The sequence below is a fragment of the Allosphingosinicella deserti genome, assembly GCF_003012735.1.
GTDB lineage: Bacteria > Pseudomonadota > Alphaproteobacteria > Sphingomonadales > Sphingomonadaceae > Allosphingosinicella > Allosphingosinicella deserti.
In genome coordinates this window covers 23885-41719 of record NZ_PXYI01000015.1, presented here as the reverse complement: position 1 = coordinate 41719, position 17835 = coordinate 23885, and the positions used below count along the sequence as shown (strand labels likewise).

Below are 17835 nucleotides of genomic sequence, written 5' to 3'. Positions count from 1 at the left end.
CGCCCGGACGCCAATGGCTTCAGGAAGCAGGTGCCAAGCCTGCGGGGTTCGTGACTGCCGGCATTCCGCGGGATGGCTGCCCGTCCCCCTGATACCGCCTTTGTACCTTGATCGGCCGTTCGGGACCCGCCAAGGCGTTGGCAACAAGGTTGGAATGAGGACTCTGGATGGCGCAATCGACTTTCGAGGAGCACCTCACCGATCGAAAGTTCGAGCTGCTGGTGCAGTCGGTTACGGATTACGCAATCTACATGCTCGATCCGGAAGGGCGGATCGTAACCTGGAACTCGGGAGCCGAGCGCTTCAAGGGGTACAGCGCTGACGAGGTGATCGGAGAGCATTTCTCTCGCTTCTTTACCCGCGAGGATCAGGAAGCGGAGCTGCCCGCCCGCGCGCTTCGGATCGCTGCTCGGGAGGGTCGGTTCGAGGCAGAGGGTTGGCGCATCCGCAAGGACGGCACTCGTTTCTGGGCACATGCGATCCTCGATCCGATCCGCGCCGACGACGGCACGCTCATCGGCTTTGCCAAGATCACCCGGGACATCAGCGAGCGGAAGGAGCAGGAACGTGCTCTTCGTGAGAGCGAGCGCCGGTTCCAGCTGCTCGTCGGTTCGGTCGAGGATTATGCCATCTACATGCTGGACCCCCACGGGCTCATCACAACCTGGAATGCGGGCGCCCGCCGCTTCAAGGGCTACGAGGCCAACGAGATCATCGGCGAGCATTTCTCGAAATTCTTCCTTCCCGAGGACCGTCGCGACGGGCTTCCTTCACGGATCCTGAAGACCGCTTCCGAGCAGAAGCGCTTCGAAATGGAAGGCTGGCGGCTTCGCAAGGACGGCACCAGGTTCCTGGCCCATGTCGTGGTCGATGCCATCCACGACGAGGAAGGAGCCCTCGTCGGGTTCGCCAAGATCACGAGAGACATCACCGAGAAACGGCGCCTGGAAGAGTCGACATTTGCAAGTGGTCTGCAATTCCGGCTGCTCGTGCAGGGCGTTCGGGATTACGCCATCTACATGCTCGACACCACAGGGCGCATCACCAGCTGGAACTCCGGCGCGCGTGCCATCAAGGGCTATGACGAGGAGGAGGTGCTCGGGGAACATTTCTCCCGTTTCTACACGGAGGAGGATCGCGCTCGCGGCGCGCCCGGAGCTGCCCTCGACGCGGCCCTGCGGGACGGGAAGTTCGAGGCCGAAGCTCAAAGGGTACGCAAGGACGGCTCCCTCTTCTGGGCGCATGTCGTGATCGACCCCATCTATAATGAAGCCGGCGAGCATGTCGGCTTCGCCAAGATCACCCGTGATGTCAGCGAGAAGAAGCACTCTGAGCAGGAGCTTCGCGTCACTCAGGAAGCACTCCTCCAGTCGCAGAAGTTGCAGGCTCTGGGCGAACTTGCCGGCGGGATCGCCCATGACTTCAACAACCTCATGACGGTCATGCGTGGGTCCGCGGATTTCCTGCTGAGGCAGCCGGATCTGCCGCTCGAGAAGCGCAATCGTTACCTGCACGTCATGCTGGAGACCGCCGAGCGCGCGACCAGCCTGACCTCACAGCTGCTCGCCTTTGCGCGGCGTCAGCCGCTCGAGCCTGAGGTCATCGACTTGAGCCTCCGGCTGGACGCCCTCGCGGAGATGCTCCAGCGGACACTTGGCAGCCTCTACGATCTCAAGCTCGATCTCGCCCCCGCGTTGTGGCTCGTCGAGATCGATCCTGCCGGACTCGAAGCGGCGCTGCTGAACGCCGTCGTCAACGCCCGTGACGCGATGCCCGATGGCGGCCAAATCACGATCTCGACCCGGAATGTCTCCGATCCGGAAGGCGAAGGCGTCGCGCTCTCCGTCAGCGACACGGGCGAAGGTATTCCCCCCGAACGACTCCAGCGCGTGTTCGAGCCGTTCTTCACCACCAAACCCACCGGCAAAGGCACCGGACTCGGCCTCTCCCAGATCCATGGCTACGCCGTTCAGTCTGGCGGAACTGCGAAGATCGAGTCCCAGGTAGGGCGCGGTACCACCGTCGAGATCCGGCTTCCTCGTACGAGCAAGGAAGCTCTGAGGAAGGAGATCGCAGAAGAGAACACGGCGATCCCTCAGGGGTTGAAGGTGCTCCTGGTCGAGGACAGCGATCACGTGCGCTACTTCGCGCGCCAGCTGCTCCACGACCTGGGCTGCGACGTCGTGGAGGCTGCGAACGGCAGCGAGGCTCTTGACCGACTCGAACAGAGCGAGGTCGACCTCGTCTTTTCCGATATTGTTATGCCGGGCATGAGCGGGCTCGATCTCGCCCAGAGGATTCGAGAAGCTCGAGCCAGCCTGCCGTTGCTCCTCGCCAGCGGGTACAGCAGCAAGCAGTTCATTCCCAAGGATCAGCGCGAGTTTCCGATCCTGCGCAAACCCTACAAGCTCGAGACACTGGCAGCGGCCATCAATCAGCTTGTCACCTCCGCACAGCGCGTTGCGTGAGGTTGCCATCCGCTTCCTACATCCGTTTCGACCGGCCGATCGGAAACCATCCGGGAAATGGACGTTGGGAGCGCAGCGCTGCTCCCCTCAGCGCCTCTCGAGCGAACGAACCGAACTGCCGCTCCGGACCACCTAGGTGGTCCGGAGACGTGCCGGGATTCCAACCCGAGGTGAGCGTGGGCCATGACCGCTCGCAACTCCAGCCACGGGCGGCAAAGCCAATGCGGACATGGCGGCGAACACCTGAATGTGCTCGCAGTCACCGGCTCTAGTGACGGCGAGGAGGTGTGCGCCCTTCGAAGCCTCGGGCGGAACGCCGATCTTACCATCTGGGCCGTCGCCACCGACACCTGCCGCTGCCCGGCCGGCCTGCTCCGACCAAGGCCCGCTGCCAGGAGGCAGGACAGTTCCGATCTGATCCCCTTACGTTTTCGATGTCATCGTCCGTCACACAGCGACGCTCTCGTTAGCGAGCTGCGTCCCGAGCCGGCGTGAACGGGGTAACTCCGCACCGGCGACCTCCGTCTTGCTGCAAGGTCATCCAGGCATCGCAAGTGCATTGATTTGCTGTGGAAACGGTCCCAGGCTGGTCCGCACGTGAATAGGGAGTGCTCAATGGCCTTTCCCCGCTGCGTCTACGTTATCGAAGACGATGAGATGGTGGCGCGCTCCCTGTCGATCCTGCTTCAGACGCACCATTATCAAGCGCTTATATTCGACTCCGCAGACGAATTCCTGTCGCAGGTCCATGCGTTGCCCGAAGGCTCTATCCTCATGGATTACGATCTGCCGGGACGCGACGGCATAGAGGCTCTCAAGGAGCTCCGTGAACGCGGCTACGCATGGCCGGTGATCATGATGACCGGCTATCAGGAGGAAGCGATCGCAGCGGAGGCTCTGCAGCTCGGTGCCCGCTCCATTGTCGAGAAGCCATTTTCCCTGGGATCGTTGCTTTCGGAATTGAAGCGGCTCGAGCAGGAGATCATGGACGAAAATCTGGCCGTTCCTTGATCAACGGCGCGTAGCCCCTCCGCTCGCGCGGCGAACCACGATCCAGATTGCAGTGTCCTGCTGAGGCAGCAGCGCTCGGGAACCGCTTCCACGGAGCGCCTGTACAGGTCAGCGCCGAGACTTTGTCTCCGCACTGTGGTCACGCCCGCTGATCCGGTGGTCCCAAGCGCATCGGAAGATTGGCTGCAAACCAGCCTGAGCTTGACCGGCGACCTTCAGGTGAGGTCGTGGAAGGATTGGACACAGGCCGGCAAGTGCACCCAAGCGACGGGGAAATGAAGGGGAGCGATGCTCCGTCACCATAAGGCACGTGAATCCAGCCATTTCTCGACGTCTGACAGCTTGAAGCGAGGACAACGGCGATATTTGCATCCGCCGCTGCCAAGCTCATATTCTCGCGGGAAGCCGACCGGCCGGCGCTGCCGCAGGCGATCGATCTGCCGGCGCGACAGACGGGCGAGTTCGGCGAATTCCTCGACCGTGATCAACCGTGCCCGGCCAAGCGGATCACTGACGGCGTTGCCGGTCATCGGCCTGCTCTTCGCCATGGATCGGGAATGAGGCTGCCGCCGGAAGAGGGATTGGGGGTCATCCCTCCCTGGCACGCTCGCCGACAACGCTCTGCCGAGCGGCGGCAGATTCCTGGGAAGGGAACAGCCGCGAACGGAGAAGTCAATTCCCTTTCCCCAAGGCCTCGCGTGCGCGGGCGAAGCCGCGGTCGCTGTCGAGAAAGCTCGTCAGGATTGCCGGTATCAACTCTACGATCGGCTCTTCCCGCGCATAGGCCTCGGCGTAGATGCGGGCGTAATCCTGCAGCGCCTGGTGAAGGTCCGGAAGCACGGAGATCGTCAGCTTGATTGGAGTCCGATCCGGCAATCTGGCAAGCTTGAGTTCCGGCATGTCTCACTCCTTCCAGGGCGCGAGGACGAGATCGCGATGCACGACCATCCGGACCGGCGCGCCGGGTCGGATGGTGATCGTCGGCTGGATCTGCAGGTTGCGGGCTGCGAGCTGGTCTCCGGCGCGGGACGCATTCTGCTGCGTCGATTCCCGAACCGCCCGAACGAGGTCGCTCTCGCCGGAGAAGGTCAGGTTCGAGCCAACGCCGAGGATCGTCGAAATCGCGACGCCCTTGAGCAAGGTCCAGGTGTGGAAATCGACATGGTCGGCGAGACCGGCATAGCCGGAAGGATCGGTTGCCGGCACATTGTCGAGCCGCACGGAGCTTCCATCCGGCATGATGATCCGCTGCCAGACGATCAGTGCCCGGCGCTGGCCGAAGGCGACGACGCTGTCGTAGCGCCCGACCAGCCGCGCGCCCTGCGGGATCAAGAGACGCGTTCCGGTGGCGCTGTCGAACACGCGCTCGGTGACCTGCGCGGTGACCAGCCCGGGCAGGTCGGACCTGAGCCCCGTAATCAGGCTGGCGGCGATCACGCTTCCCGCAGACAGCATGTCGGGGGAAGCGGGCGGTGTAAGCCGGTGGACGTTCACATCGTCGCCATCGTCGCGAGACGCGATGAAGTCCGCCTTGCGCTGCTGACCGTTGGTATCATTGCCAGGATCGATGGGAGCTCGTGACGCCCCGACCGGCGGCTCCGACACCGCGACCGGAGTCGCCTCGCCGCCGCCAGGCTGGCCGGAGCGGATGCCGGAACCCGCGAGCAATCCCGACTCCCGCGCGGCGCGCAGCTCGGCGGCGCGGCGCTCCCGTTCCATCTCCGCAGCCTCTCTTGCGGGATCCGCCTGTTGCGCCGGAGGCTCGCTCAGCATCTTGCGCTGGTGCTCGAGTATCGGTCTGCCGAGATCTCCGGGCAGCGGCGGCCCCAATTTGGGAACATCGCCATAGCTGCGGGGCAGCCCGCTTACGGCGTCCGCCGCCGGCTTCGCCGCGACCTCGCGGTCGTCTTGCGGCGCCGAGAAGCGGAGCGATGACGAGCCGAACGCCATCCATCCGGTGGCGGCCAGCCCGACCGAGCCAAGCGCCGCGATTGCGATGACCACGCTCCGCCTGAAGCGGATCGCGCGCGGCGGTTGTGCGCGCAGCGCGAGCGACTCCGGGTCCGATTTCACCGGCGCGGGGCGCTCCTCGGCCTCGGACGGTTGTTCGACGGGGGCGGTCATGATCCGCTCCGCGCCGCTGCGCCCTCCTGCCGACGGATGCGCACCTTCGCCTGCTTGCTGGTGCCGAGCCGAAGCTCGGCGGCCTCGAAGATGCGGTCGACCACATAGAAGCGGCCCTTGACCCGGTAGTTGACCAACTGGGCCTCGCCGTCCGGCCCGAGCAGGAAGATTGGCGGCGCCTCGCCGACGGCCACGGTCTCGGGGAACTCGATGAAGGTACGCCGTCCATCGTCGAAGGCGCGCAGCGGCCGCCAGGAGGGGCGATCCCCCGAGATGGAATAGTTGAAGCGCAGCTGCTCGATCTCGAGCCCTGCAGCAACCGGGGCGGCAGCTTCGGCCTCCGCGGCCGCCCGCTTCAGCGCGATCAGCGCATCCTGCGGATAGGTCCATGACAAGGACGTCATCGCCACTCTCGACACGCTGGTCAGCGCGACATGATAGCTGCGCCTGTCGGTGGTGATGACGAGGTTGGTGGACAGGCCAGGACCGAATGGCTTGACCAGCACATGCGTCCGCTTGTCCGCGCCGGATCCGCTGGTCGTATCGCCGATCACCCAGCGCGCGGTGTCGCCGCTCGCCACCGCCACCAGCGCCTCGCCCGGCTGGAGCATGATGTCCGTCACCCGTTCGGGTGCGGTGATGAGGTAATAGGTCGTCCGGTCCGTGAACGGATAGACCTGCACGGCACCGGCGGATCCTCGCCCCCCCGGTGCGCGTGGTGCGCTCTCCCTGGCCGCAGCCGGTGCGCCGTCCTGCGCTGCCCGGCGAGGTACCGCGCAGGCATCTCCAGGTACCAAAGCAAGGCAGGCAGTGAGTAGAAGCGGTGCTTGAAGGGAGCGGATCATGGCTGGACCTCCGATTGGCTATTCGGCTGAGGGGCAAGGTTCGGATCGAGCGGAGAGCCGAGCGGCATCGGCTGAGGCGCCGGCCTGCCGACCGGCGTCGCCGCGGCGGGTGGGTCGAGTTCGCGGGTCCAGTCGATCGCATCGACATAGATTCCGAGCGGATTGGCGCGGAGCGTGTCGGCCGATCTCGGCGCCGTGGTCACGATCGTCACCATCCCGGTCCAGTGCGACGATCCTGCCTCGCTGCCGCGTTCGTAGGCCGTCTCGGTCCATTTCACCTGGAACGACGTCTCCGAGGCTCGGACGACGCTGGTGACCTGCACCGACACCGTCCGCTCGCCGAGGCCGGCGAACGGATCGGCGGCGCGCGCATAATCGTTGAGGAAGCGCGCGCCGCGCTCGGTGGCGAAGTCATAGGCGGACAGCCAGGCGCGGCGCATCAGCACCGGATCGAGCGAGACGCCGCGGACATTCTCGATGAACTTGGCGAGGTGCCACGCAATCTGCGCGTCGCCCGGGCTGTAGCCGGCCTCGGCTTCGCTCACCGCCCTCGCCTCGCCGAGGCGGTCGACCTCGACGACATAGGGCGTGACCCTGCTCTGGAGGGACTGCCAGACGATCGCGGCGGAGGTCCCGCACGCGAGGGCAAGCGTCCCGAACGCCATCAGCCGCCAGTTGCGCGCCTGCACGCGCGCGGCGCCGATCCGCTCGTCCCAGACCTGGCTGGCGCGCTGGTAAGGCGTCTCCGGTTCGGGCGTTCGTCCGTAACGCTGGACGGCACGTCTGAAGATCATCAATCGTCCCTTTCCTTGATGTCGGGGTGGGCGGATGCGCCGCCACGGTCGCCTTGCTGGAGTGCGTGCAAGGCGGCTTGCTGGTGGTGGCGGGCAGACTGCCGGCTGCGCATCGCCTGCGCCCATGCCGGGGCCTCGCTGGCTGCCGCAGCGCCCCCGGAAGATGCCCCGCCGGAGCCGTTGCGATTGAGCGCGTCCCAGGCAGCAGCACGGCCCCTCGATGCGGCATCGGCGAGCCCGAGCGCGCCGGACGCGCGGTCACGAATCGCATTACCGGCAGCCCGCGCAACGCCGCCGAGCCCCGCGCCAACGGTCGGAGACGAGGCGGTTTCCTTGCCGAGGCCGTAGGCGGTCGATGCCGCAGCGCCCATCGATGTGCCGGCACGAACGGCGCCGAGCGCAGTCCCGCCGATGGCGCGCGCTGCGCCCGCCGTGGCGCCGCCTGCAAGCATGGTGATCCCGGTCGCGCCGGCCACAGTACCGAGCGCCGCACCGGCACCGAGCTGCGGCGCTCCGGCGACGAGGCCGGAGGCGATGCCCGGTCCGAAGATGCCGAGGCCGAACAGCGACAGCGCGCCGAGCGCCAGGCTCATGGCGGCGCCGAGGTTGGGTTCCTGGCCCTGCATCGAGGTCGTGAACTCGGCGAAGAAGTTGGAGCCGATGCCGACGATTACCGCCAGCACCATCACCTTGATGCCCGAAGAGACCACATTTCCGAGCACCCGCTCGGCAAGGAAGCCGGTGCGGTTCCAGAGTGCGAACGGCACGAGGATGAAGCCGGCGAGGCTGGTCAGCTTGAACTCGATGATCGTCACGAACATCTGCACGGCGAGGATGAAGAAGGCGAGGATGACGATCGCCCAGGAGAAGAGCAGCACCGAGATGGTGAGGAAATTCTCGAAGAAGCTGACGAACCCCATCATGCCCGAGGCCTGCTCGAGCAGTGGCCAGGCGGCGGCATAGCCGGTGGCTGCGACACGTCCGGGCCGCAGCAGATCCTCGGCGGACAAGGTCCCTCCCCCGGCGGTCAGCCCGGCCTGCGCGAACGACCGGAAGATGATGTCGGCGAGCAGGGAGAAGCTGTTCAGGATCAGCGCGAAGGCGCCGATATAAAGGATCTTCCTGAGGAAGCGGCCGATGACATTGTCCTCGCCGCCCATCGCCCAGAACAGACCGGCGAGAGTGATGTCGATGCCGATCAGGGTCGCGGTGAGAAACTGGACGTCGCTGCCGAGCAGCCCGAACCCGCTGTCGATGTAGCGGATGAAGGCCTGCAGGAAGCGGTCGATGACGTTGAGATCGGTCACGTGTCTCGTCCATCAGGAGGGTGAGGCGAAGCGCGTTGTGGGATGCCGGCGCGCCCCGCGGCGGCTGCGGCGAGCACGAGGCCTGCTCGCCGCACCGGATCCGGCGCGCACCTAATGGGGGGTGTAGGCGGAGCCCGACCCGAGGAACTTCCTGGTGGCGGCGCGCCCTTCCGCCTCGGCCTGGACGCGACGCGCCGCTTCCGTTGCCTCGGCGCGATATTGGGCTGCCATCAAATTCTGGATCTGGAATTGCTGCTTGGCGGTCAGCGCGAGCAGCTGGTTGGTTGCCTGCTGCGCCTGCAGCGCGCCTTCGGCGCCCTGGCTCCTGCCGACGATGCCGTTCAGCACGTCGGCGTCGGCATTCAGGGTCGCGACGATCTGCGACTGCACGCCCATGGCCTGGCGGAACCCCGCTTTCGCGGCCTCCAGGCGAGCCCTCGCCTCGACCACGCGCTGGTTGGTCCCGAGCGCTTGGTCGAGCTCCTCCGGAAACAGCCGCCCGAATTGCTGGTCGAGGCCGTCGACACGAAAATCCAGGCCTTGCGCCTGCGCCATCAGCCGATCGATCGCCTTCAAATTTTCCGTCAGGGCCCGGAGCTCCGGAAAGGCGATCCGGGACAGGTTCTTCGACTGGTTGGTCAGCATCTGCGCTTCGTTCTGCAGCGAGCGGATCTGGTTGTTGATCTGCTGCAGCGTCCGCGCTGCGGTGAGCAGGTTCTGGCTGTAATTGGTGGGATCGAACACCTTGAGCTGTGCGCGGGCGGGCGTTCCCGGCACTGCGATCGCACAGGCGAGCGAGCCGAGCGCGACGAGACCGAGCGCCGACGCGACGAGATATTTGCGGGTGGAAAGGCGCATTGCATCTACTCCTTGGCTTGGGCGGTTGGAAAATCGGCGAGAAGGTCGGCGGCCCAGTCGAGGCCGGCGCTCTCGAGGAAGCGGGCTGCAAATCCCTCCGGCCCATGCTCGGCGAGCAGCGCGTCGATGCGCGCCTGGCTCGCCGGATCGGATGCGCCGCAGAGCGCCAGCGCGATCGGCCCGAGGCCGAGCTCGAACAGGCGGTTGCCGCGGGCGGACTGCAGATAATAATGGCGCTTGGGCGTGGCGCGGCTGACCAGTTCGATCTGCAGGTCGTTGAGCCCGAACCGGGCATAGGCCTCGCGCGACTGCGGCTCGATCGCCCTGTCATTGGGCAGGAAGATGCGCTGCGGACAGCTTTCGAGAATGGCCGGTGCGATCGCGCTCTGGGCGATGTCGGCAAGACTCTGGGTGGCGAACAGCACCGCGACATTCTTCTTGCGCAGCGTCTTCAGCCACTCGCGGATACGGGCGGCGAACAGGGGATGGTCGAGGAAGATCCAGGCTTCGTCGAGCACCAGTAGGGTCGGGCGCCCGTCGAACCGCTCCTCGAGGCGGTGGAACAGATAAGTCAGCACCGGGGCGACCACCCCTGTCCGGCCCATCAGCGCCTCGGTCTCGAAGCATTCCACGTCGCCGAGCGCGAGTGTCTGCTCCGAGGCATCGAGCAGCCGGCCGAACGGACCGTCAAGCGTGTAGGCGGCAAGTGCGGTCCGGAGCATGTTGGACTGGAGCAGCATGACCAGCCCGGTCAGCGTCCGCTCCTCCCGCGGCGCAGACGCAAGGCTGCCGAGCGCCGACCAGAGTGCGTCCTTGACCTCGGGCGTGACCGTGACAGTCTCGTGGGCGAGCAATGCTGCGATCCATTCCGCCGCCCAGCTCCGCTCCCCCGGCTCGTCGATCGCGCGGAGTGGCTGGAAGGCGAGCTCTTCGGCGCCGTCCCGCTCCTGCCCGAGCGCATGATGGGCGCCGCCCATCGCCAGCACCGCCGCACGCGCCGAATAGCCCTTGTCGAAGATGTAGACCTGCGATCCGGCGTAGCGCCGGAACTGGAGCGCGATCAGCGCCAGCAGCACCGACTTGCCGGCGCCGGTCGGGCCGACGACGAGCATGTGGCCGACATCGCCGACATGGGTCGACAGCCGGAACGGCGTCGATCCGCTGCTATGGGCGTAGAACAAGGGCGGCCCGCCCAGATGCCGGTTCGAGTCGGGTCCGGCCCACACCGCCGACAGCGGCATCAGGTGGGCAAGGTTGAGTGTGTGGACCAGCGGCTGGCGCACGTTGGCGTAGACCTGGCCCGGCAGCGACGACAGCCATGCCTCGACGGCGTTGACGCTCTCGCGCACGCAGGTGAAGCCGAGGCCGTTGACGACCCGCTCAACCGCACGAACCTTGTCCTCGACGCCCGCGCGTTCACTGTCGGCAAGCGTGATGGTGGTGGTCAGATAGCCGAAGGCCACGTGGTCGGCGCCGAGCACCTGCAGGGCAAGATCGGCATCGACGACCTTGTTGTCAGCGTCGGTGTCGAGAAGCTGTGCCGGCTGATTGTACATCACCTCGCGCAGCAGGGCAGTGACCGACTTGCGCTTGTTGAACCATTGCCGCCGGATCCGGGTCAGCGCCCTGGTGGCCTCGGTATTGTCGAGCGCGATGAAGCGAGTGACCCAGCGATAGCCGAAATCTTGGTGGTTAAGGGCATCGAGCACGCCCGGGCGGCTGAGGTTCGGAAAGCCGAGCAGGGTCAGGGTGCGCAGGTGGAGGCTTCCGAGCTTCGGCTCGAGACCGCCGATGAGCGGCGTGTCCGCGAGCACGGCATCGAGATAGACGGGGGTCTCGGGCACCCCGACGACGTGCCGGCGGTCCGAGATCGTACCGTGCAGGTAGGTCAGCGTCTCGGCGTCCCCGAGCGGCCGCAGCTCCGGCATGAAGCCGGCGAGAAGGTCGAGCACCCGGTCGGTCTCGGCGACGAACTCGGCGAGGCTCGCCCGCCAATCGCGGCCCTGCCCCTCGCCCGGCCGATCGACCAGCGTGCGTCCGGCCGCGTCTTTGCTGTCCGCCGGCGGCAACCACAGCAAAGTACCATGATAGATGCTCTCGAAGTGGCGGCCCGCAGCCTCGAACCCGGCGCGCCGCTCCTGGTCGACCAGCCAGGAGGCGGCGTCCGGGAAGCTGCTCATCGGATAGCCGAGCGCTTCGCGCCGCTCGGCCTCGAAGAACAAAGCCCATCCCGACCCGAGCCGCTTCAGCACATTGTTGGCGCGGGCGCAGGCCGAGACCAGTTCCGCCTCGGTGGCGCTTTCGAGATCCGGGCCGCGAAGGGCGAAGCTGCGCTGGAAGCTGCCGTCCTTGTTGAGCACCACGCCCGGCGCGACCAAAGCCGCCCAGGGCAGATGGTCCGCGAGGCGGTCGGCACGCCGCCGGTATTCGGCGAGGTTCAGCATGCGAGATAGCCTTTCTGGCGCAGGTGGCGCAGCAGGACGGGCGCGAAATCCGGATCGCGGCGGGCGGCGAACACGGCGATGCTGTGGCCGCCCGCCCACAGGGCGATGCCGACCAGCCATTGCTGCAGCCCCAGCCCCACCGCCGCGGCGACCGTGCCGTTCAGGATGGCTATGCCGCGCGGCGCACCGCCGAGCAGGATGGCCTGACCGAGACTGGCGTGGATCGGCGCCTCGAAGCCTTCGATATGGCTCATGCGACGAGGGCTCCGCCGGCGAAGCTGAAGAAGGACAGGAAGAAGGAGGAGGCCGCGAACGCGATCGACAGGCCGAAGACGATCTGGATCAGCCGCCGAAAGCCGCCGGCGGTCTCCCCGAACGCCAATGTCAGGCCGGTGGTGATGATGATGATCACCGCGACGATCTTCGCGACCGGTCCCTGCACCGACTCCAGCACCTGCTGGAGCGGCTCCTCCCACGGCATGTCGGAGCCGCTCGCCTGTGCCGCGCTGGCCAGCGCGAGCGACACGCCGATCGCCACCACGGACGCGGCAAAGCGGCATGGGCGGATATTGCGATGCTTCGACATGATCAGTCTCCTTCGGGTTCAAGGGTGAGCGATGGGGTGAGATCGACGAGGGCGTAGCCGCCCTCCGCATCGAGGCCGGCGACACGGGCGATCGTCTCGACGCGGCGGGCGGTGCCGCGACCGGCGATGAACACGATCATGTCGATCGCTTCGGCGATCAGCCGGCGCGGCACGGCGACCACGGCCTCCTGGATGAGCTGCTCGATCCGGTAGAGGGCGGCGGCCGCGCTGTTGGCGTGAACGGTCGCGATCCCGCCGGGATGGCCGGTGTTCCAGGCCTTGAGCATGTCGAGGGCCTCGCCGCCGCGCACCTCACCGACGATGATCCGGTCGGGCCGGAGGCGCAGCGTCGATCGCACCAGGTCCGCCATCGTCACGCTGCCCGCCCGCACCCGCAGCGCGACCGTGTCGGCGGCGGGCGATCGCAGCTCGCGCGTGTCCTCGATCAGGATCACCCGCTCGTCGAGATGCGCCATTTCGGCGAGGAGGGCATCGGCGAGCGTCGTCTTGCCCGAGCTGGTGCCGCCCGCGACGAGGATGTTCATGCGGTCGACGACGGCCAACGACAGCAGACGGGCGGCAGCGGCCGACATGATGCCGTCGCCGACATAATCCAGCAGAGTGTAGATGCGGGCCGCGGGTTTGCGGATCGAGAAGCACGGCCCGACCGACACCGGCGGCAAGATGCCCTCGAACCGTTCGCCAGCGCCGTCGCCGTGCGGCGGCAGCTCCGACGACACGATCGGCCGCTCGCCATGGACTTCGGCCCGCGCATGGGACGCCACCAGCCGGATGATCCGCTCGACCTCGGCCGGCTCGAGACGGAGCCCCGTGTCGAGCCGTCCTTCGCCGAGTACGTCGATGCGGAGGGCACCGTCCGGATTGACCATCACTTCGACCACCCGCGGGTCGCCGAGCGCAGCCGCGATCGCGGGACCCATGGCGGTGCGCAGCATCGCGCGGCGCCGCTCGGTCGAGGCCGTTCCCGGAGAGAAATCGCTCATGACCCGCCGCCCTCCCCGTCTGCCGGACCGAGCGTGCGCCTGCCGGCGGCGATCTGGCGGCCGACCTGGGCAACGAACGCCTCGAACCGGTCGCGGCCGACCGCGCGGGCGGCGGCATCCGCCTCCGGCAGCGGCGCAGTCACCATCAACTGGTAGCGCACGAACAGCGACAGGCTTTCGAGCAGCACGTCGATGTCGCGCCGCGCGCCGGCAATTTCGCGCGACATCCGGTCGAGGCGCGGCTTCAAAAGCTCGTCCACCTCTCTGGCGCCGCGTCGGGCGAGCCAGGCCTTGAGGGCGTCGTTGACGATATGGCTCTTGTTGCCCCGCGAGCCTGCGGCGAGCGCCTCCAGGGCCTGGCTGAGCTCCCGATCGATATAGAGGTTCTGACGGACCTTCATCTCGGCCTCACATCCCCGGCACGAGGTCGCGTTTCGCGCCCTCATTGATCGCATAGCCGCGGGCGACGGCGCTCAGCCCCCTCGCCTGGTCCATCACCTTCTTGTCCGCCGCCACATCGTCGTCGTCGGCCACCAGCTGCGGTTCGCGCGCGGCGTCGACCTCGTCCGGCTTGCCCCCCTGATCGGGTAGTCCGGGGTGGCGCTGCTGCTGCAAGCCGCCCTCGTCCTGGCTCGGCTCCGCAATCTCCGCCGTGCTAAGCCGATCGTCCCGGCCGCAGACCTTCCCGGACCAGTCGTCGGCACGCAGGGTCGGGCAATCGGAATAGGGGCCAGAGGCCAGCTGCGGCGCCGGCGCCATCCGCGCGATGAAGTTGCGGTCCTTGAAATAGCGCAGCTTGCGTGCCCGGACCGGCGCCAGGCCGGAGACCAGCACGAGCTCCTCGTCAGGGGACAATTGCATCACCTCGCCCGGCGTCAGCAGCTGGCGTGCGGTCTCCTGCCGGCTGACCATGACATGGGCGAGCCAGGGGGCGAGCCGGTGGCCGGCATAATTGCGCATCGCCCGCTGCTCGGTCGCGGTGCCGAGCGCATCCGAGATGCGCCTCGCCGTGCGCTCGTCATTGGTGGCGAACGCCACCCGGACGTGACAATTGTCGAGGATCGCATTGTGCTCGCCATAAGCCTTGTCGATCTGGTTGAGGCTCTGGGCGATCAGGAAGGCACGGATCCCGTAGCCCGCCATGAAGGCGAGGCTGGTCTCGAAGAAATCGAGGCGCCCAAGCGCCGGGAACTCGTCGAGCATCATCAGCAGCTGGTGGCGTCGTGCCGGCGTCTCCGGCGCCTCCAGCCGCTCAGTGAGGCGGCGCCCGATCTGGTTGAGCACGAGGCGCACCAGCGGCTTGGTTCGGCTGATGTCGGACGGCGGGATCACCAAATAGAGCGAGAGCGGCCGCTCCGCCTCGATGAGGTCGGCGATCCGCCAGTCGCAGCGCGACGTCACCTCGGCAACGGTAGGGTCGCGATAGAGGCCGAGGAAGGACATCGCCGTCGACAGCACGCCCGAGCGCTCGTTCTCGCTCTTGTTGAGGAGCTCGCGCGCGGCCGAGGCGACCACCGGATGGACGATGGGATGCTCCTCGTCCCCCAGATGATTGGTGGTCATCATCCGGCCGAGCGTCGACACGAAGCTGCGCTGCGGATCGGACAGGAAGGTCGCGACGCGGGCGAGGGTCTTCTCCTCTTCCGCATAGAGGATGTGGAGGATCGTGCCGACCAGCAGCGAATGGCTGGTCTTCTCCCAATGGTTCCGCCGCTCCAGGGCTCCTTCCGGGTCGACGAGGATGTCCGCGATATTCTGCACGTCGCGGACTTCGTCCGCCCCGCGCCGCACCTCGAGCAGCGGATTGTACCGGGCAGAGGCGATGTCCGTCGGATTGAACAGCAGGCAGTGCGAGAAACGCGAGCGCCAGCCGGCGGTCAGCGACCAGTTCTCGCCCTTGATGTCGTGCACGACGGCGGAGCCGGTCCAGGACAGCAAGGTCGGCACCACCAGACCGACGCCCTTGCCCGAGCGGGTCGGCGCGAACGCCATGACATGCTCGGGCCCGTCATGACGCAGGTAGCGGCCCCGAAGCAGGCCGAGCATGACGCCCGCGTCGCCATGCAGCCCGGCACGTGCGATCTCGCGCGGGCTCGCCCAGCGGGCGGAACCGTAGGTGGTGAGGTTCGCAGACTGCCGCGCCCGCCACAAGGATCCGAAGATCGCCGCGGCGCAGCCGAGAAAGCCGCTGCCGCCGGCAAGCATTCCGGCCTTGTCGAAGATTTCAGGCGCGTAGGCGTCGTAATGGTACCACCAGGCGAACAGGTCCCAGGGACGATAGACCGGTACGCCGCCCGCCCACAGCCAGGGCCTGCCGAGCTCCGGCTGATAGCGGAGCATGGCGGCGGCCCATTGCGTCGCTGCCCACACGCCGAGCACCACGATCGCGAACACGATCAGGATCTGCCCAAGGAGGAATCTGGTTGGCGTCACGTGGCGGCTCCCGCCGGCCGACGGGTGTCGGTCCGGACGGGCTCAGACTCCGCCTACGCGGCCCGAAACGGAATGGAGCAGATGGGGGCATGGCGGGGCAGAACGGGCAAGATCGGGCCGCGCACGCAAAGACTACAGCCCGGCCGAACTCCGCATCGCCTCCAGCCGCTCGCGTGACACGTGCTCAACCACATCGCGCAGGCTGCGGACGCTGTCCAGGATCGCCGTCAACTCCTCGACCGAGATCTCGTAGGCCGCCGAATAGCGCGCCTCGACATAAGCACGCTTGAGCAGCTGGAAGCGCCGCCGGTCCAGCCGACGCTCCCGAGGCCAGGCCTCAATCAATCGCGGCTCGCTATCCTCCGCCAGCGACCGCAGGAACTTGATATTGTGCGAGCGCGGAAAATAGAGCGTCCGCACGAGCAGGAAGCAGATGTACGCGCGTTCTGTGGCCTGATGGAGGGAGAAAGCGGCATCTTTGCGCCACCCTCGCTCGTTTGTTCCCTTCCGCGCCTGCTCGCTGGCTGTCGAAAGCGCCCGGTCTATTGCCGGTAGCCACTCGGCAAAGTAATCCGACGCCATCTCGCAGGCGTTCGTCGGGGTGAGCGGCATAGGCGTTGCCAACGGGTGGCAAGGCAGCTCGTACAGGATGATTCCGTCCCGCGCGATGTCGACCCAGAAATACTCCCCACGCTTCAGCGCCTGGTTCACCTCGTCGAGGGAGTGAACGATGATGTTGACGGGCCGCGCGACCTCGGCGTCCCGCAGGATGCGATCCTCGGCGACGTACCAATAATGGGCGATGTCGGTAAGATCCTCGTGGTTCACCACCACCAGGAGATCGAAGTCGGACTGGTAGCCGTTCTCCGGTTCGTCGACCCAATCGTTTCGCGCATAGGAGCCGAACAGGATGATCTTGAGGATCTTGCCGTTCCTGCGGCTGGGCGTGGTTGCCTTGGAGATCGCTTCCGCGAACTCCTCCATCAGCACGCGCTGGATACGCTCCAGCTCACGCTGTTGAACCGCAGGCAGGTGATCAGCATCCGTTCTCATCAGAGGAATCCTTGACCAGCTGCTCCAGCTTGGCAAGCGCTGTTGCCCAACCGCCCGGCGGCGCAGTAGCTATGATATGTTCGGCGGCGTCGAATGGCCGTTCACGGCACGCGTTCTCAAGCGCGTTTCTCAACTTCCGGGGCCGCCGGACAGCCCCGTCGATCGCCCACGCTGGCCTCTCCTCCGACCGACAAACCGTCCAGAGGCGCCTCGAATGTCTACTTGCAGACCTGTTGCGCGTGGAAGCTGCAGCGCGATCGTCCAGCTGCGCGCTGAGGAAGCGGCAGAGTTTGGGACATTGCCGCCGTTCCCAGATCTCCCATCAAACGGCAGCTCTCCCCGAGACCTGACGTTTAAGTGATCGCCAAGCTTGCACCGAGCGACAAGGTTGGGGCCGGATCGCAGACCGGCGGCCTTTGGCGGCTCATTGCTGGAAGCGGACACTCACTCGGGGCCACACGAGCTGCTAACGGCTCCGCACCGGACGTTCGTTCATCAAGAGGGTTCGGCACGCACCTCTTAAACGAGCATTGAGAATACGTGTGCGCGGCGAGGGACGTCCGCCGCGCACACGTTCGATCAGTCGTCGTAACCTTCAACCTCGAACGTCACGTCCTCGCCGAAGATCGACTTCAGATCCTCCTCCAGAGCGTCGAGGTTAGGATAGTGAACTCCTTGATCGACCTCCTTCGAGAGATCGTTACCTTCTTCGTCCGAGATCGACTCGATCTGAAACATCCCGCCCGCTCCTGCACGCTCCGAAGTTTCGCTATCCAATGTCACAGTCAGATGCATCTAGTCCTCCATGCGGCTGTCATGATGCCGCTGCCACCATCGTTAAGCTTAACGGAGCCGAGGTTCCATGGTGACTAGCATCGACCCACCTCAAGCCGTTCCGTGCCGCTGAC

The 17835-nt window shown here is 66.4% G+C and carries 17 protein-coding genes; 2 read left to right on the top strand and 15 right to left on the bottom strand.

The features are described 5' to 3' along the window. Positions 1-167: 167 nt before the first annotated feature. Both C7I55_RS26830 and C7I55_RS26825 read left to right on the top strand, forming a co-directional pair. Positions 168-2468 (top strand): hybrid sensor histidine kinase/response regulator, encoded by a 2301-nt coding sequence (locus C7I55_RS26830; RefSeq protein ID WP_106516135.1) that lies wholly within the window; start codon positions 168-170, stop codon positions 2466-2468. Between the two features lie 615 nt (positions 2469-3083). Further along, positions 3084-3479: a response regulator transcription factor gene (locus C7I55_RS26825; RefSeq protein ID WP_106516134.1), complete on the top strand. Its 396-nt coding sequence runs from the start codon at positions 3084-3086 to the stop codon at positions 3477-3479. A 296-nt stretch (positions 3480-3775) separates the two neighbouring features. On the opposite strand, the gene C7I55_RS26820 is transcribed toward C7I55_RS26825, so the two are convergent. The 15 genes from C7I55_RS26820 to C7I55_RS28400 form a co-directional block, all read right to left on the bottom strand. Further along, entirely contained in the window at positions 3776-4009 is a 234-nt protein-coding gene (locus C7I55_RS26820; RefSeq protein ID WP_106516133.1) for a helix-turn-helix transcriptional regulator, read from the bottom strand. A 142-nt stretch (positions 4010-4151) separates the two neighbouring features. After that, positions 4152-4379 (bottom strand): DUF2274 domain-containing protein, encoded by a 228-nt coding sequence (locus C7I55_RS26815; protein ID WP_106516132.1) that lies wholly within the window; start codon positions 4377-4379, stop codon positions 4152-4154. Between the two features lie 3 nt (positions 4380-4382). After that, positions 4383-5603 (bottom strand): TrbI/VirB10 family protein, encoded by a 1221-nt coding sequence (locus C7I55_RS26810; RefSeq protein WP_106516131.1) that lies wholly within the window; start codon positions 5601-5603, stop codon positions 4383-4385. After that, positions 5600-6286, bottom strand: coding sequence for a P-type conjugative transfer protein TrbG (trbG, locus tag C7I55_RS26805; RefSeq protein ID WP_408640642.1), 687 nt, complete (start codon positions 6284-6286; stop codon positions 5600-5602). The genes C7I55_RS26810 and trbG overlap by 4 nt, the downstream gene beginning before the upstream one ends. A 158-nt stretch (positions 6287-6444) precedes the next feature. Then, positions 6445-7242, bottom strand: coding sequence for a conjugal transfer protein TrbF (gene trbF, locus C7I55_RS26800; RefSeq protein WP_106516129.1), 798 nt, complete (start codon positions 7240-7242; stop codon positions 6445-6447). Next, positions 7242-8549, bottom strand: coding sequence for a P-type conjugative transfer protein TrbL (gene trbL / locus C7I55_RS26795; protein WP_106516128.1), 1308 nt, complete (start codon positions 8547-8549; stop codon positions 7242-7244). The genes trbF and trbL overlap by 1 nt, the downstream gene beginning before the upstream one ends. 111 nt (positions 8550-8660) lie before the next feature. Continuing rightward, positions 8661-9407, bottom strand: a complete 747-nt coding sequence (gene trbJ, locus C7I55_RS26790) for a P-type conjugative transfer protein TrbJ (RefSeq protein WP_106516127.1) — start codon at positions 9405-9407, stop codon at positions 8661-8663. A 5-nt stretch (positions 9408-9412) separates the two neighbouring features. Next, positions 9413-11851, bottom strand: coding sequence for a conjugal transfer protein TrbE (trbE, locus tag C7I55_RS26785; protein ID WP_106516126.1), 2439 nt, complete (start codon positions 11849-11851; stop codon positions 9413-9415). Continuing rightward, entirely contained in the window at positions 11845-12105 is a 261-nt protein-coding gene (locus C7I55_RS26780) for a VirB3 family type IV secretion system protein (protein WP_106516125.1), read from the bottom strand. Before C7I55_RS26780 ends, trbE begins: the two co-directional genes overlap by 7 nt. Further along, positions 12102-12437: a TrbC/VirB2 family protein gene (locus tag C7I55_RS26775; protein ID WP_106516124.1), complete on the bottom strand. Its 336-nt coding sequence runs from the start codon at positions 12435-12437 to the stop codon at positions 12102-12104. The genes C7I55_RS26780 and C7I55_RS26775 overlap by 4 nt, the downstream gene beginning before the upstream one ends. 2 nt (positions 12438-12439) lie before the next feature. Then, positions 12440-13441, bottom strand: a complete 1002-nt coding sequence (gene trbB, locus C7I55_RS26770; protein WP_106516123.1) for a P-type conjugative transfer ATPase TrbB — start codon at positions 13439-13441, stop codon at positions 12440-12442. After that, entirely contained in the window at positions 13438-13842 is a 405-nt protein-coding gene (locus C7I55_RS26765) for a CopG family transcriptional regulator (RefSeq protein WP_106516122.1), read from the bottom strand. The genes trbB and C7I55_RS26765 overlap by 4 nt, the downstream gene beginning before the upstream one ends. Positions 13843-13849: 7 nt before the next feature. Further along, on the bottom strand, positions 13850-15874 hold the full coding sequence (locus tag C7I55_RS26760) for a conjugal transfer protein TraG (RefSeq protein ID WP_106516121.1): 2025 nt from the start codon (positions 15872-15874) through the stop codon (positions 13850-13852). Positions 15875-16006: 132 nt separating this feature from the next. Further along, entirely contained in the window at positions 16007-16963 is a 957-nt protein-coding gene (locus C7I55_RS26755; protein ID WP_332888446.1) for a nucleotidyltransferase and HEPN domain-containing protein, read from the bottom strand. 543 nt (positions 16964-17506) lie between these two features. After that, a complete protein-coding gene (locus C7I55_RS28400) occupies positions 17507-17665 on the bottom strand; it encodes a hypothetical protein (protein ID WP_158266616.1) in 159 nt (52 codons plus the stop codon). Positions 17666-17835 lie beyond the last annotated feature (170 nt).

What these genes read in the sequence shown, in the direction of transcription:
- C7I55_RS26775 (WP_106516124.1), bottom strand. Translation starts at nt 12,437, where the DNA reads ATGTCGAAGCATCGCAATATCCGCCCATGCCGCTTTGCCGCGTCCGTG.
- C7I55_RS26780 (WP_106516125.1), bottom strand. Translation starts at nt 12,105, where the DNA reads ATGAGCCATATCGAAGGCTTCGAGGCGCCGATCCACGCCAGTCTCGGT.
- C7I55_RS26825 (WP_106516134.1), top strand. Translation starts at nt 3,084, where the DNA reads ATGGCCTTTCCCCGCTGCGTCTACGTTATCGAAGACGATGAGATGGTG.
- trbJ (WP_106516127.1), bottom strand. Translation starts at nt 9,407, where the DNA reads ATGCGCCTTTCCACCCGCAAATATCTCGTCGCGTCGGCGCTCGGTCTC.
- C7I55_RS28400 (WP_158266616.1), bottom strand. Translation starts at nt 17,665, where the DNA reads ATGTTTCAGATCGAGTCGATCTCGGACGAAGAAGGTAACGATCTCTCG.
- trbE (WP_106516126.1), bottom strand. Translation starts at nt 11,851, where the DNA reads ATGCTGAACCTCGCCGAATACCGGCGGCGTGCCGACCGCCTCGCGGAC.
- trbF (WP_106516129.1), bottom strand. Translation starts at nt 7,242, where the DNA reads ATGATCTTCAGACGTGCCGTCCAGCGTTACGGACGAACGCCCGAACCG.
- C7I55_RS26820 (WP_106516133.1), bottom strand. Translation starts at nt 4,009, where the DNA reads ATGACCGGCAACGCCGTCAGTGATCCGCTTGGCCGGGCACGGTTGATC.
- C7I55_RS26765 (WP_106516122.1), bottom strand. Translation starts at nt 13,842, where the DNA reads ATGAAGGTCCGTCAGAACCTCTATATCGATCGGGAGCTCAGCCAGGCC.
- C7I55_RS26830 (WP_106516135.1), top strand. Translation starts at nt 168, where the DNA reads ATGGCGCAATCGACTTTCGAGGAGCACCTCACCGATCGAAAGTTCGAG.
- C7I55_RS26810 (WP_106516131.1), bottom strand. Translation starts at nt 5,603, where the DNA reads ATGACCGCCCCCGTCGAACAACCGTCCGAGGCCGAGGAGCGCCCCGCG.
- trbB (WP_106516123.1), bottom strand. Translation starts at nt 13,441, where the DNA reads ATGAGCGATTTCTCTCCGGGAACGGCCTCGACCGAGCGGCGCCGCGCG.
- C7I55_RS26815 (WP_106516132.1), bottom strand. Translation starts at nt 4,379, where the DNA reads ATGCCGGAACTCAAGCTTGCCAGATTGCCGGATCGGACTCCAATCAAG.